The organism is Paenibacillus cellulosilyticus (genome assembly GCF_003182255.1).
Taxonomy (GTDB): Bacteria; Bacillota; Bacilli; order Paenibacillales; family Paenibacillaceae; genus Paenibacillus_T; species Paenibacillus_T cellulosilyticus.
Genome location: NZ_QGTQ01000036.1, coordinates 39,947 through 52,492 on the forward strand (window position 1 = coordinate 39,947; position 12,546 = coordinate 52,492).

Sequence of the window (12,546 nt, forward strand, 5' to 3'; positions counted from 1 at the left end):
CGGCAATAAAATGAACTAGATTAAGGAAGGTGCCAGATTAGATGAATCAACGTAAATCAGGGAGAACAATGAAACTGGGCAAGTATGCAGCAACGATTTTTCTATCGGCTGTACTGATCTTCAGCGTACCAAGTACGATTCATGCAGTAGGCAAGGGAGCCAAGGGTCCAGATGTGTATGTTATTCAGGGGATGCTGAAATCGCTGGGCAGCTACTCAGGACCAATCGATGGCAAGTACAATGAAGCAACCGTTCGCGGGGTCAAATATTATCAGAAGCAGCACGGCTTACCTGTAACAGGCTCTGTAGATGCAAAGACGCTTCAGTCGATCAGCTACTCGTATTCTCAAACAAAGTCCAAAGCAAAAGCAAACACGTCCCGCACAAAAGGAACGGGTGGCGCCAAAAAGATTGGCGGCGGTAAAGGTCGTAGCGGTGTAGGAGCTAAAGGAATTGGCGGTGCTAAAGGACTTGGCGGCGGAGCCGGCCAAGGAGGGACAGGCGGCAAAGGAACTGGCGGCGGAAGCGGCCAAGGAGGAGCAGGCGGTAAAGGCATTGGCGGCGGAGGCGGCCAAGGGGGAGCAGGCGGTAATAGCTTTGGCGGCGGAAGCGGCCAAGGGGGAGCAGGCGGTAATAGCTTTGGCGGCGGAAGCGGCCAAGGGGGAGCAGGCGGTAATGGCTTTGGCGGCGGAGGCGGCCAAGGAGGAGCAGGCGGTAAAGGCTTTGGCGGCGGAGGCGGTCAAGGAGAAGAAGGCGGCAAAGGCTTTGGCGGCGGAGGCACTCAAAGAGAAGAAGGCGGCAAAGGCTTTGGCGGCGGAGGCACTCAAAGAGAAGAAGGCGGCAAAGGCTTTGGTGGCGGCCAAGGTACAGAGGAGCAAGGTGAACAAGGGCAGCAATTGGAAGAGAAGTCACAACCGTCTCCACAACCAGCCCCAGCCCCAGCACCACAGCCAGCTCCTGCGCCACAACCAGCGCCTCAGCCCGCACCACAACCGGCTCCAATTCAGCCGAAGTCTGGTGGATATCAAGGCGGTCAGCAGAAGCCTGAGGGCGGCAGCTCGTACTGACGTTTCAACGATAGAAGCACACAACAAAAAACGTGGCCTCCACAATGGGAGCCACGTTTTTTGTTGTTATGTCCGATAGTAAAGCTTGAAGGCAATGTCTTGATAATAGTTGCCGAAGCCGGAGCCATAAATCGTAAGACCGCCAACGTTGGCAGCATCCTCTTCAACCGCAAGTCTGAACTTCCACTGCAGGCTGCGAATCGATACATCGTCTATCGTTACATCGGATACTTTGAGTCCGTCGATGAACGTGCCGGCGTGCGTAATTTTGATCCGAACAAGCAGTCCATATTGATTAATGTGCAGACCCCACCATTCTGGTGTGTAGCGTCCGCGTGTACCGCCGAAATCGCCAGGGCTCGTCCACATGCCGATCTTAATATCATTCAAGTAGAACGAAATGTCCGATGGCCAATTGTCGTTGGTCAGTGGTGCCTCCGATGCGAGTTCCATCGAAATATCGAGTTCCTCAGGGATTTCGTTGTCCATGAGATAGTTAGGTACCTTATACTCTACAAAACCTTGTGAGAACCATAGAATCTTAGCGTCTACGCGTTCCGCATTCAAGAAGTAGCGCGGTTCATCAAAGCTGCCGCCAACAAGTCCTTGCTTCGTTGCAAGGCCGCAGGTTGGTTTAACATCGAAATCGGTGTAATGGCCAACCATGACCGAAGACGTATGCTGATTGATCCGGGAGCTGCCCTTAATAGGGAATGCGATGTCGATTCGGTCTGTGCTAAGCGAGCACAGCTTCTGGCCGCCGCCTTTGCCGGGAATCATCTCGATATGAATAATGCCGGCTTTCTCGAGCTTTTTCACGTGCATCGTAATGATCGAGTTGCTGAGGCTAACCGCAGAGGCAAGATCCTTCATGATCATAGGCTGTTGGGTGAGCAGTTCGATGATTTTGATGCGGACGGGACTCGATAAGGCTTCGAATACGGGCAGATTATCTTCGGATATGATGATCTCCATCTTGGGATAAAACCTCATTTACATTAATGTTAATGACTTTACTAAAATGATACATTGAAAAAGTGTGTTTGACAAGGAAACAGTTAGGGCGAGGAATCTTTTTACAGCAGTCAGTGTGCCCTTTGTTTGACAACTCTAAACCATTCCTTTACGATATTAAATGACAACTGATTTATAAACCATTTAATATTTATGTTGACTCTGAGTTGGGTAATGGCACCATCTCTCAGCTTAGCGCGAGTATTGTTAGGCGAACACGAACAACTTTCGGGGGGAAGGCTTAGTATGGTTGCGAACAATGGCAAGTGGCTTAAAGTATCGGGTGCAATTGCAACGGTAGCGCTCGGAGCAGGATTGGCAATTTACTACGGTGGATCTGGTAATAACGCGAAGGACGAGGCCGCATCGACTTCACAGCCGGATCAGGCTGCTGAGCAGCAAACGGCAGCGGTAGAGACGGCCAGCGAGCCGTACAAGCTGACACTAGACGAGAGCAAGCCAGGCATTGCGATCAGTCCGACGCTGTATGGCGCATTCTTCGAAGATATTAACCATGCCGGTGATGGCGGCTTATATGCCGAAATGTTGATGAACCGTTCGTTCGAGAACGCAGATTTGTCTGCGGAGAGCTGGTTGCTCTATACGAGTGGCGACGGGGAAGGTTCAATTGAGATAACGAAGGATAATCTTCTTAATAAAGCGCAGAAGCAGGCACTTGCGGTGAAGGTTGATAGCACAGCCCATAACGGCTGGGTCGGCGCAACGAATGGCGGTTTCTGGGGGCTGTCCGTTACGAAAGGAAAATCCTACAAGGTATCGTTCTACGCCAAAGCAAGCTCTGATTTCAACGGCAAGCTGCGCGTCAGCCTAGAAGATGCAGGACATACCGTTACATACGCAGAGCAAACAACGGAGGCGCTGTCGAACGATTGGAAGCTCTATACGCTAACATTGACGCCGGATACGGATGATACAGGTGCTTATTTCGTCATTTCGGCTAACACGACGGGTACTTTCGCATTAGATGTGGTCTCTATGTTCCCGGATACATGGAACAACCGTGAGAACGGCATGAGAGCTGATCTTGCACAGATGGTAGCAGATATGAAGCCTTCCTTCCTTCGCTTTCCAGGCGGCTGCTTCATTGAAGGGGCGACGCAGGAGGATGCCTATTATTGGAAGGAGACGATCGGACCCGTTGAGGAACGTCCAGGCCACAACAACCTTTGGGGCTATCGGACGACGGACGGTCTTGGTTTCCATGAGTTTCTGCAATGGTCTGAAGACATGGGTGCCGAGCCGCTTTATGTGACCAACGTCGGCATCTCCCACGATGGAAACCCGTACACGGATTATTCAACGACACCTATTGACGAGCTTGGCGTTTGGATTCAAGATGCACTGGACGCTATTGAATATGCGAATGGTCCTGTGACGAGCAAATGGGGCGCTGAACGTGCTAAGAACGGGCACCCGGAACCTTTTAACCTCAAATATATTGAAGTCGGCAACGAGAACAATTTCCAAATGAGCGAGTATGTACAGCGATATCCGCTGTTCTACAAAGCGATTAAGGAGAAGTACCCAGAAATTACGGTCATCTCGAACGCAGACAATGCGGGTGAAAAGGTTGAGATGGTCGATGAGCACTACTACTTCGCACCCCAATGGTTCATGAACAATGCGGACAAGTATGACAGCTATGACCGCAGCGGCCCAGACATCTACGTTGGCGAATATGCGGTAACGATTGATGCAGGTACAGGCAATATGGCGGCTGCGCTTGGCGAAGCTGCATTCATGACGGGTATGGAACGTAACTCGGATATTGTCAAAATGGCTTCGTACGCGCCGCTGTTCGTCAATGTGAACGACCGTAAATGGAACCCGGATGCGATCGTATTTGATCATGCAACAAGCTATGGCACGCCTTCCTACTATGTACAGATGCTGTTCGGACAAAATAAGGGCGATACGCTCATTCCTGGTACGCTTACGGGTGGACCAAAGGCGGAACCTGCACCGATTAGTGGTGGCGTCGGTGTTGGGACTTGGGCAACGCAGGTCGAATATGATGATATTAAAGTAACATCCGCAGATGGTAAGAATGTACTGCTAGAAGATTCGTTCAACCAGGACTCTGGTGCATGGCAGACGATGAACGGCGACTGGGCGGTTCAGGATGGCTCGTATGTGCAATCATCCGATCAGACAGACGTACGCGCAACAGCAGGTGATGTGGATTGGTCCAATTATACGATGACGACGAGGGCGCGCAAGACCGGCGGCGCAGAGGGCATGCTCATCATGTTTGCGGTGAAGGACAGCGATAACTATTACTGGTGGAATCTCGGCGGATGGGGCAATACAAAGTCCGCAATCGAGAAGTCTGAAAGCGGCTCCAAATCACAGCTTGGAGAAGAATGGCCGCTTCGGATTAATGATGGGCAATGGTACAACATCCGAGTTGAAGTATCGGGCAGGACGATTCGATGCTACTTGGATGACCAGCTCATTCATGAAGTGACGGAAGAACCGGATGCAGGACCTATTTTCCACGTATCAGGAATCGACAAAGAAACGGGCGATACGATAATCAAGCTCGTTAATACATCAGAAAAGCAGCAGACGATGCACATTGATATTGCGGGCACGCAAAGTCCTATTGCGGACACTGCTGATGTTACTACACTGAAAGCAGATTCGCTTGATGCAGAGAATTCACTTATGGAACCAACGCTTATTGCACCAGTGACATCCGTTTTATCGAATGTAGGAGAATCGTTTGATTACGCACTGGAGCCCTATTCTATTACCGTTTTCCGGCTGCATCCTAAGAAATAATTCTAAATTTATACTACGGACCAACGCCGCATCCTGCAAATAGGGGATGGGGCGTTGGTCCGTTATGCGCACAATTCGATGCTTTTTGTCGTGGGGGAACGCATGGATGGTGTCGTAAAATGGTAAGGCTGAGCGCAACATAATTGTGGTAATTGCGGTCCTGATATTCGGTTAGAAATGTTGAGAAATCTATTATGATAGAAACAGTTAAGTGAGAGCAAACATTGTGGGCAATAGATAATAGGCTGCTATTCATGCAGACAGAGAGAGAAGAGGGATGGAAGGATGACGAACAGCCGATATGACGGCTGGAGGGCGCTGCATCTTTTTTGCCGCGGCACCAAGCTTCAGGAACATTTATTACTTGATAAGTTATTGCTGCTCGTCATGCGTTTGCACGAGAAGGGCGAAGTGCGGAGCTGGTTTTATTCGAGATACTCTGGAGGCGGCGCCCATTTGCGTTTGAGGCTGTTCCGTCCGACAGAGCTTGCAATGAGACGACTGAGAGCCGCAGGGGAGCGGCTGCTGCTGAGCTTGCCTGATCGTCAGCGCGATGATGAGCTCGAGGACTTGGACGTTCTTGACGCAAACCCATTCATGCTGCGTGAGGCGACTGTTGAATTGGACTTCGACAACTCGCGCACGGTGGAGTTCGCCTACGAGCCTGAATTCGCTCGTTACGGCGGTGTTGCTGCTATGCCAATCAGCGAAAGGTTGTTCCAGCGCTCCAGCGAAACCTCGGCAGTCCTAATTAGTCAGACGCTTGGAAAACGCTCGCTTCGAATGGTGTCTGCTGTTAGCATCATGATCATCACCGCATCACGCTTTGGGGTGTTGAAAGAGGAGCTTCCTTCCTTCTTCGCTGCATATGCTGATTATTGGAGTGTCTTCCTGAATGCGAAGGAAGCGAAGCTTCAATATGATATGCAAGCAGCAGATGAAGCCCGCACATTATCTGCTCGTATCACGTCGCAGTCACTAACCGGCAAAGAGCTTCCGCAGGACGATGTACTAGCAGCATGGTCGCTTATGGTAGCGGATGCGCACGCTAACCTCGAAGAGCTTGCGAATGCCGGTATGCTGCTTGTCCCTTATTCGGGCCAGACGGTTGCTCGACATGAAGATCGACTAGAAGCGATGCGGTCTATCGCTTGGTCTCATATACATATGATGAATAACCGACTGGGTATGACGCCTTCCTATGAATACTACTTGGCAAGAGTCGCACAGCGGTTGTGCGAACTATCGAATATGATGGTGGATAAGACCTCCTAATGAACGATTCACATTCATGATGGGGCAAACATTAGACGAAGCCCCCTACGGCCTATAGGCTGTAGGGGGCTTTTTGTAGTTTGTAGTTCTGTTGCAGTATATGCGAATGTGACTAAGAGAGGGTTTTTCGGGTTTATCGCGAAATAAGTATCTATCATCGATGTGCGTGTCCCCATGACATTTGATAATAGAGGAGGTTAGTCCCTACCAATGTCGACGGTGTTACAATCGGCAGCAGAGCTAATGCGCGTATGTACGGCGAAAGTATTTCATGATGAGGAGCTTCGATCGCTCGTAGACCAGTTCATTGAATACAAGCAGACTGAGGGCGGCGTGTTCGGGAAATTTGCATCTCTTCATTGTTCCATGTTCGGCGGTGATGACCAGCTATCGGCTGCAGCGGCGGCCGCGGTAGAGCTTATGATTCTGTCGCTTGATATTTATGATGACCTGCAGGACCAGGACAATGAGCTGGTACCATGGTCAGCAGTTCCTCCCTCTCTAGCGCTGAATGCGGCTATCGGACTACAGGCGTTGTCGGTCGATATTCTGATGGAGTTGTCGATCGCAACCAATCGCAAAATGGCCGCAGTGAATGCATTAAACAAAGGGATTCTAGGTGCTGTTAATGGTCAGCATGCGGATCTATTGAATGATGCGATGACTGAGGATGAATGCCTAGCGATGATTGAGAACAAATCAGGTGCGCTAGTCGCTGCCGCTTGTCTTGTCGGAACGGCGCTTGTGACGGACGACTATCATGAGATAATAAGGAGCTATGGTAAAGCAATAGGCGTTTCTGCACAAATTAATAACGACGTGGAAGGGGTTCAACGCTGGAGTACCCGCAATGATCTCATTGCGCGCAAGCAGACGCTTCCTATTCAATTCGTGCTGGAGCAGCAGACAGAAGAAGCGGCAGTCATACGCAGCTACTACGATGGTAATATAACAAGGGATGAACTGCTTATTAATAAAAGCAGCATTATGGACTATATTCAGGGCTGTGGGTGCATCGAATACGCGCTCATTATAGGCAGATTGAAGCAGTACGAGGCAATGAATGCGATTGCCGAGCTGCCGGTGTCGGATGAATGGAGGGAGCAATTGCGTACCTTCCTGTAACAAGCTGTAGACCGCAACTGCGGATTGTGTTAGGGAACGCCATAAAAGCCGTAAGCCACAACGCAACGAGATGGCGGACAACACGCAATGCGGATGCGGTTTCTCGCAGTATGGATTACGATGCAAGCTTGTCCTATCCATGATATAATTCTACATAAGAAGATAAATCAAGAAGATATTGATATAAAGGTGGTCATAGACGATGCTTAAGAATGCTATCGCCCAACTGAAGCAGAATCAAGAAATGATGAGTCAGTTCCTGCAAGGGCGCGTCGCGCTCGCCGGTGTAAGCGCTGCAGAGCAGCGAGCATTGCACGACATTATGAGTGGCCAACAAACGGCTAAAGAACAAGTGCGCAACCTTACGTGGTGGGCGGGGACCTAATCGGATAGCACTAACGGGCCGGTAGTGTGGACTTCCACATGCCGGCTAAGCTTGTTTAAGGAGTAATATCCCTATGACGAACAGAAAAAATAGATCATGGATTGTTTTGTTCATTATGCTTATACTAGCCGGCTGGTTTACGATCCTGCAGTTCACCGTTCCATACATAGGAATTGATTCGAAGCTTTCGAATGGCAAATGGATAGTTACTTATACAGACCCAGAATCGTGGGGTGCAAAGGCAGGTATCCGCGTAGGGGATATTATAACGAAGGTTGATTCTCTGCCTCTTGATAAAGAGAGCTTAACGAAGTTCTACGGTATCTTAAGTGCAAGAAGCGTCGAAGTTATCCGTAACGGTCAGGAGATGAGGTTTGATTTCACTGACTTTCACAAACAGCCTGTATCTTTCAATCAGACCGTCATTCCAATGGCGTCTTTTATTTTGTTATTTGCTTTTTCCTCGTTCATCGTTTACAAGAAGCCTGACGATCGTTCGGCTTTTTTATTAATATTGTTTCTAATGTCAGTCGCGATCGGCTATTTGGCAGCTGGCGGCAATGCGAGAGCGGATGTATTCTCAGGCGTCATTATGAAGTTAATGTTGACTTTTGCTCCCGTATTTTTTCTTCATTTTTTACGTTATTATTTTAGTAAGCTAGGCATCCATGTCATCCATCAAGCTGCTATATACGCCAGCTATGTTCTGGTCTCCGTCTGGAATCTATTTATCTTAATCCAAGTATATAACGTATTCTCGTTCCTTCAGGCGCCAAGCAGCACTTCGAGAGTGGCGTTGGCAGTCTTCATAGCCGGGATGGCAATTGCGCTGCTTGTCCAAGTTCGAATGTACATTCGTTACCGCAATACAACGCATCAGGCGCTGCTGAAGTATATGATGCTCGGTAACATAGGGTCCTTTCTGCCATTGATTCTTTTTGTGGGACTACCATTTTTATTGAATAGCGACAATATTATTAATCCAGGCGTTGCATGTTCCTTCCTCTTGCTGCTGCCCCTGACCTACTTGTACTTAGTCGCTTCCAACCAACTGCTAGATATCGAGTTTATCGTAAGTCGGCTGCGATATTTCTGCTTGATCGGTCTGCTCCCGACGCTGCTCATCTCGATTGGAATAGGTCTTGCCTTCGCAGAGCGAGGCATTCATACGCTTCAGTGGATGCAAGTCATTTTGGTCGTCTACGTGTCGACCGTATTGACGTTTTATCTGAAGGAAGTGCTAGATCGCAAATTCCGCAACAAGGTTATCAAAGGCGTGCATCAGTTCGAGAAGAGCTTGGAGAGCTTCTCGCACAGGGTAGCCAGCGTAATGAAGGTAAGCGATCTGGAACTGTGTCTGATGGATGAGCTGTTCGGATTGCTGCCGATTCAATCGGTTGGTTTCATCGATCGTGATCTGGAAGGCAACGTCATTACATTGAAGCGGAGCCGCGGCGATATTCCACTCGAACTGCTGCTTCCCCAGCTTCAATGTGGGTTGCTGCGAATGAGCGCCGGTGATAGTATCAAGACGAAATACGGCAACTGCTATATGATCGGACAAGGCCAAGGAACGCAGCATTTAGTGTGGATTAGTGATAAAGAGAATCATATGGAGTACAACCATGATGAGAAGGTGTGGCTCCGTACGATTATTACGTATGCCGGCTTTGTTCATCAGAACTTGCAATTAATTGAGGGCCTGGTTCAGGATCTTGATTCAAAGAAAGGCGAGAAGACGCCGCCATGGGTACTGCGGCTGTTGTTCCGTCTGTCTGAGAAGGAACGCCGCAAGCTGGCGAGCGATCTGCATGATTCGGCATTGCAGGACCAGCTGTTATGGTATCGCAAGCTGGAGGCGATTACGAACGACGATGCAATGCTCCCACAAGCAACAAGAGCAAGCCTCGGAGATATTCGAGAAGGGTTGCTGGACGTTATTCACCAGATCCGCGAGACGTGCAACGAGCTTCGACCGCCTTTCCTCAAAGAGATGGGGGCTATTGAAGCGATCGAGAATTTGTGCACGCACGCGCAGTTGAACGCGAACTATACGATTACGTTTAATCATCAAGATTTCCGGATGGAGATGGACGATGAATATGTTCTGACGCTTTATCGAATTACGCAGGAGCTGCTGCGCAACGGCATGAAGCACTCTAAGGCAACGCATGTCGACCTCTCCCTGCATTATGAGCAGCAGTGCGTTCGATATTGCTATCGAGATAATGGAATTGGCATGGAGATGGACAGGCTGCAATCGTCCTTTCAGCATATGGGATTGTCTGGTATACGCGAGCGGGTATCCGGCCTTGAAGGTGAGACTTATTACCGTACTGCGCCAGGCGAAGGGCTGGAGGTTGAAATTATCCTTCCGCTACCTGATGAGGAAAGCTGCGAGTACCAGACTGGTAAGGAGGAATCTGCATGATTCGTGTACTGTTGGTTGACGATCATCCTTCCGTTGGCGAAGGTACAAAGCATATGATTGAGCAAGATCCGGACATTCAAGTTACGATTGTATTCTCCGGCATCGAAGCATTGGAGCGCATAGAGCAGAGCATGTTTGACGTGATGCTGTTCGACTTGAATATGCCGGTCATTAGCGGTCTAGAGTTGACCAAGCGGGTTATCGCGTCTGATCCGGATGCTGTAGTGTTGATCTATACAGGCTATGATCTGGCGACGCACTACAATATGCTGCTTGACGCTGGTGTTTCAGGATTTATTAGCAAAGCGTCTACTCGTGAGCAATTAATCACGGCGATTCGCTGCGCATTGCGCGGTGAAGCCGTTGTGCCCGTACAGCTGCTTAAGCAGCTTCGTCGCAGTGAAGTTCGCTTTCAGCAGTCGGACGGGAAGGTTATCGAAGAGGTATCGATTAACGAGAAGGAACAGCTTATTTTGCGCGAAGTGGCGACAGGTGGAAGCAATAAGGAAATTGCGGCGAAGCTGTTCATGAGCCAGCGGACGGTCGAATACAACCTGACTCGCATCTTCGAGAAGCTGAACGTTCGCTCACGGTCGGAGGCGATTGTTGAAGCGGGCCGTCTTGGACTTATTAATGAACGTGATATTACGTATAATGTATAACTTTTATTAAGGAAGAAACGTCTATTATCATGGCTATGAAGCTGGTAATAGACGTTTTTGCATGTAGGGATGTAGAACAGAGCAACTCTGTGCGGCGAACTGCGGTTAAACGCAATGTTTATGCGCGGCTATGCATGGTGGATTTCGGTGAATATTCATTCAAGGTAGTTTAACATGAGGATAGGAAGGTGGTGCTCTCATCAGGTTACCTTTAAGGAATGGAGGAATTTAATGAACACACAACACGTCATTGATGCCAACGGCATTGTGAAAACATATGGATTGATACCTGTTATTCGTGGCATCACGCTGCAGGTCAATCGCGGTGAAATTTTTGGACTAGTTGGCCCTAGTGGCTCCGGAAAGTCGACGCTGCTCGAGTTGTTGATGGGAATTAGGCAAGCTGATGAGGGCGACATTCAAGTGCTCGGGATGGATATAAAGAAGGACGCAAGGAAGCTTCATCATCGGATCGGCTTCCAGCTTCAAGCAACCGTCCTTTTCGAACAGATCAAAGTGAAGGAAGCGCTTCAGCTGTTTCGCTCTTATTACAAGAAGAGACGCGACTTGAACGACATTATCGCGATGCTGAAGCTTAAACCATATTTGAATCAATATGTACGGAATCTGTCCGACACGGTTCAGCAGCGAATTGCACTAGCAATTGCGCTCGTGAACGATCCGGACATCGTCTTTTTGGACGAGCCTAGCGTCGGAATCGATTCGCATGCTTGCGATGACATGTGGTCGATTATCGCCAGACTTCAAGAGGAAGGCAAGACGGTTGTATTGACAACGCAATCGTTGGATGAAGCGCTGGAGCATTGTGACCGGCTAGCGATCTTAATGAACGGTAAGCTGTCCATTTGCAGCACTTCACAGGAGCTTATGTGCAAGCTGCCTGCTGGGACCCGTTCATTGAACGAAATGTACGCACATCTCGGAGCTATTAGGAGGAAAGGAGAGTCGGCCTAATGCAATCCATATTTATGCACACTAAGATGGAACTTAGGCTGCTATCTCGCGATATTATTGGGCTGTTCTTCGTTTTTATTATGCCCGCGTTATGCTTCTATTTCTTCGGCAAGCTGTTCGAGACACAGCATGCCGATGATTTACAATATTTCAATCAGTATATCCCGGGTATGATTGGTGTCGTGCTGTTCACTGCTGGCTTCTACATCGTTGGTCTGCAAGCGGTCATTGATCGGGAGAAAGGTGTGTACAAACGGCTCAAGGGCACACCTGTGCGCACGGTGCTTATTCTTCAAGCGATGGTTATTAAAGGGCTATTCGCCGTTATTATTGGTTCCATCGAGATTTTGTTAATCGGACATCTCGGACTGGATGCGCCACTTAATGTGAATGTCATGCAGTTCCTGTTATCGATGCTGCTGGCTGCGTCTGCATTCATTGCAGTTGGTTTTATCGTTGCAAGTCTCTTTCAACGGGTTCACAGTGCATTGGCCATCGGGTTTGTTATGCTGTATCCGATGTTGTTCCTCTCGGGTGCGACGATTCCGATCGAATCGCTGCCATCCAGTTTGAAGGCCGTATCTGTCGTTATTCCACTTCGATATGCTGTTCATCTGCTGCAGAATGGATGGTCAGGACGGTTGTTTACTGCATCCAGCATCGGAGATGCAAGTGTATTATTCGTCATTTTGGCGATCGGTATCATTCTCGGACGTAATATTTTTAAATGGGACAGGTCTTAGTGATGCCTTGTTGACAAGAGGCCAGGTTCATCGCTACGCTATACTTAGATCCAGTAATGATCAC

10 protein-coding genes are annotated in these 12,546 nt (G+C 49.0%); 9 read left to right on the forward strand and 1 reads right to left on the reverse strand.

Annotated elements, in window-relative coordinates; translation table 11 throughout:
* Positions 1-41: 41 nt before the first annotated feature.
* Positions 42-1,067, forward strand: a complete 1,026-nt coding sequence (locus DFQ01_RS27390; RefSeq protein WP_146216934.1) for a peptidoglycan-binding domain-containing protein — start codon at positions 42-44, stop codon at positions 1,065-1,067.
* A 66-nt stretch (positions 1,068-1,133) separates the two neighbouring features.
* Here DFQ01_RS27390 and DFQ01_RS27395 read toward each other — a convergent pair whose 3' ends face one another.
* On the reverse strand, positions 1,134-2,042 hold the full coding sequence (locus DFQ01_RS27395) for an ArsR/SmtB family transcription factor (RefSeq protein ID WP_110047118.1): 909 nt from the start codon (positions 2,040-2,042) through the stop codon (positions 1,134-1,136).
* Positions 2,043-2,327: 285 nt separating this feature from the next.
* On the opposite strand from DFQ01_RS27395, the gene DFQ01_RS27400 reads away from it, so the two are divergent.
* The 8 genes from DFQ01_RS27400 to DFQ01_RS27435 all read left to right on the forward strand — a co-directional run bounded on the left by DFQ01_RS27400 (position 2,328) and on the right by DFQ01_RS27435 (position 12,482).
* Complete coding sequence (locus DFQ01_RS27400) at positions 2,328-4,886, forward strand: alpha-L-arabinofuranosidase C-terminal domain-containing protein (RefSeq protein WP_174812536.1); 2,559 nt, start codon at positions 2,328-2,330, stop codon at positions 4,884-4,886.
* A gap of 285 nt (positions 4,887-5,171) precedes the next feature.
* The gene (locus DFQ01_RS27405; RefSeq protein ID WP_110047120.1) at positions 5,172-6,161 is read left to right on the forward strand and encodes a lantibiotic dehydratase C-terminal domain-containing protein; all 990 of its coding nucleotides are present in this window, start codon (positions 5,172-5,174) and stop codon (positions 6,159-6,161) included.
* A 210-nt stretch (positions 6,162-6,371) separates the two neighbouring features.
* Positions 6,372-7,286, forward strand: a complete 915-nt coding sequence (locus tag DFQ01_RS27410; RefSeq protein ID WP_110047121.1) for a polyprenyl synthetase family protein — start codon at positions 6,372-6,374, stop codon at positions 7,284-7,286.
* Positions 7,287-7,488: 202 nt separating this feature from the next.
* Entirely contained in the window at positions 7,489-7,671 is a 183-nt protein-coding gene (comX, locus tag DFQ01_RS27415; protein ID WP_110047122.1) for a competence pheromone ComX, read from the forward strand.
* A gap of 73 nt (positions 7,672-7,744) precedes the next feature.
* Complete coding sequence (locus DFQ01_RS27420; RefSeq protein WP_110047123.1) at positions 7,745-10,102, forward strand: ATP-binding protein; 2,358 nt, start codon at positions 7,745-7,747, stop codon at positions 10,100-10,102.
* Positions 10,099-10,764, forward strand: a complete 666-nt coding sequence (locus tag DFQ01_RS27425; RefSeq protein WP_110047124.1) for a response regulator transcription factor — start codon at positions 10,099-10,101, stop codon at positions 10,762-10,764. The genes DFQ01_RS27420 and DFQ01_RS27425 overlap by 4 nt, the downstream gene beginning before the upstream one ends.
* A 231-nt stretch (positions 10,765-10,995) precedes the next feature.
* Positions 10,996-11,739 (forward strand): ABC transporter ATP-binding protein, encoded by a 744-nt coding sequence (locus tag DFQ01_RS27430; RefSeq protein ID WP_245946905.1) that lies wholly within the window; start codon positions 10,996-10,998, stop codon positions 11,737-11,739.
* Positions 11,739-12,482 carry an ABC transporter permease gene (locus DFQ01_RS27435; RefSeq protein ID WP_110047125.1) on the forward strand — a complete coding sequence of 248 codons (744 nt, stop codon included), beginning with the start codon at positions 11,739-11,741 and terminating at the stop codon, positions 12,480-12,482. The genes DFQ01_RS27430 and DFQ01_RS27435 overlap by 1 nt, the downstream gene beginning before the upstream one ends.
* Positions 12,483-12,546 lie beyond the last annotated feature (64 nt).

Excerpts from the sequence above, each read along its gene's own strand:
- DFQ01_RS27390 (WP_146216934.1), top strand. The coding sequence starts at position 42 with ATGAATCAACGTAAATCAGGGAGAACAATGAAACTGGGCAAGTATGCA.
- DFQ01_RS27395 (WP_110047118.1), bottom strand. The coding sequence starts at position 2,042 with ATGGAGATCATCATATCCGAAGATAATCTGCCCGTATTCGAAGCCTTA.
- DFQ01_RS27400 (WP_174812536.1), top strand. The coding sequence starts at position 2,328 with ATGGTTGCGAACAATGGCAAGTGGCTTAAAGTATCGGGTGCAATTGCA.
- DFQ01_RS27405 (WP_110047120.1), top strand. The coding sequence starts at position 5,172 with ATGACGAACAGCCGATATGACGGCTGGAGGGCGCTGCATCTTTTTTGC.
- DFQ01_RS27410 (WP_110047121.1), top strand. The coding sequence starts at position 6,372 with ATGTCGACGGTGTTACAATCGGCAGCAGAGCTAATGCGCGTATGTACG.
- comX (WP_110047122.1), top strand. The coding sequence starts at position 7,489 with ATGCTTAAGAATGCTATCGCCCAACTGAAGCAGAATCAAGAAATGATG.
- DFQ01_RS27420 (WP_110047123.1), top strand. The coding sequence starts at position 7,745 with ATGACGAACAGAAAAAATAGATCATGGATTGTTTTGTTCATTATGCTT.
- DFQ01_RS27425 (WP_110047124.1), top strand. The coding sequence starts at position 10,099 with ATGATTCGTGTACTGTTGGTTGACGATCATCCTTCCGTTGGCGAAGGT.
- DFQ01_RS27430 (WP_245946905.1), top strand. The coding sequence starts at position 10,996 with ATGAACACACAACACGTCATTGATGCCAACGGCATTGTGAAAACATAT.
- DFQ01_RS27435 (WP_110047125.1), top strand. The coding sequence starts at position 11,739 with ATGCAATCCATATTTATGCACACTAAGATGGAACTTAGGCTGCTATCT.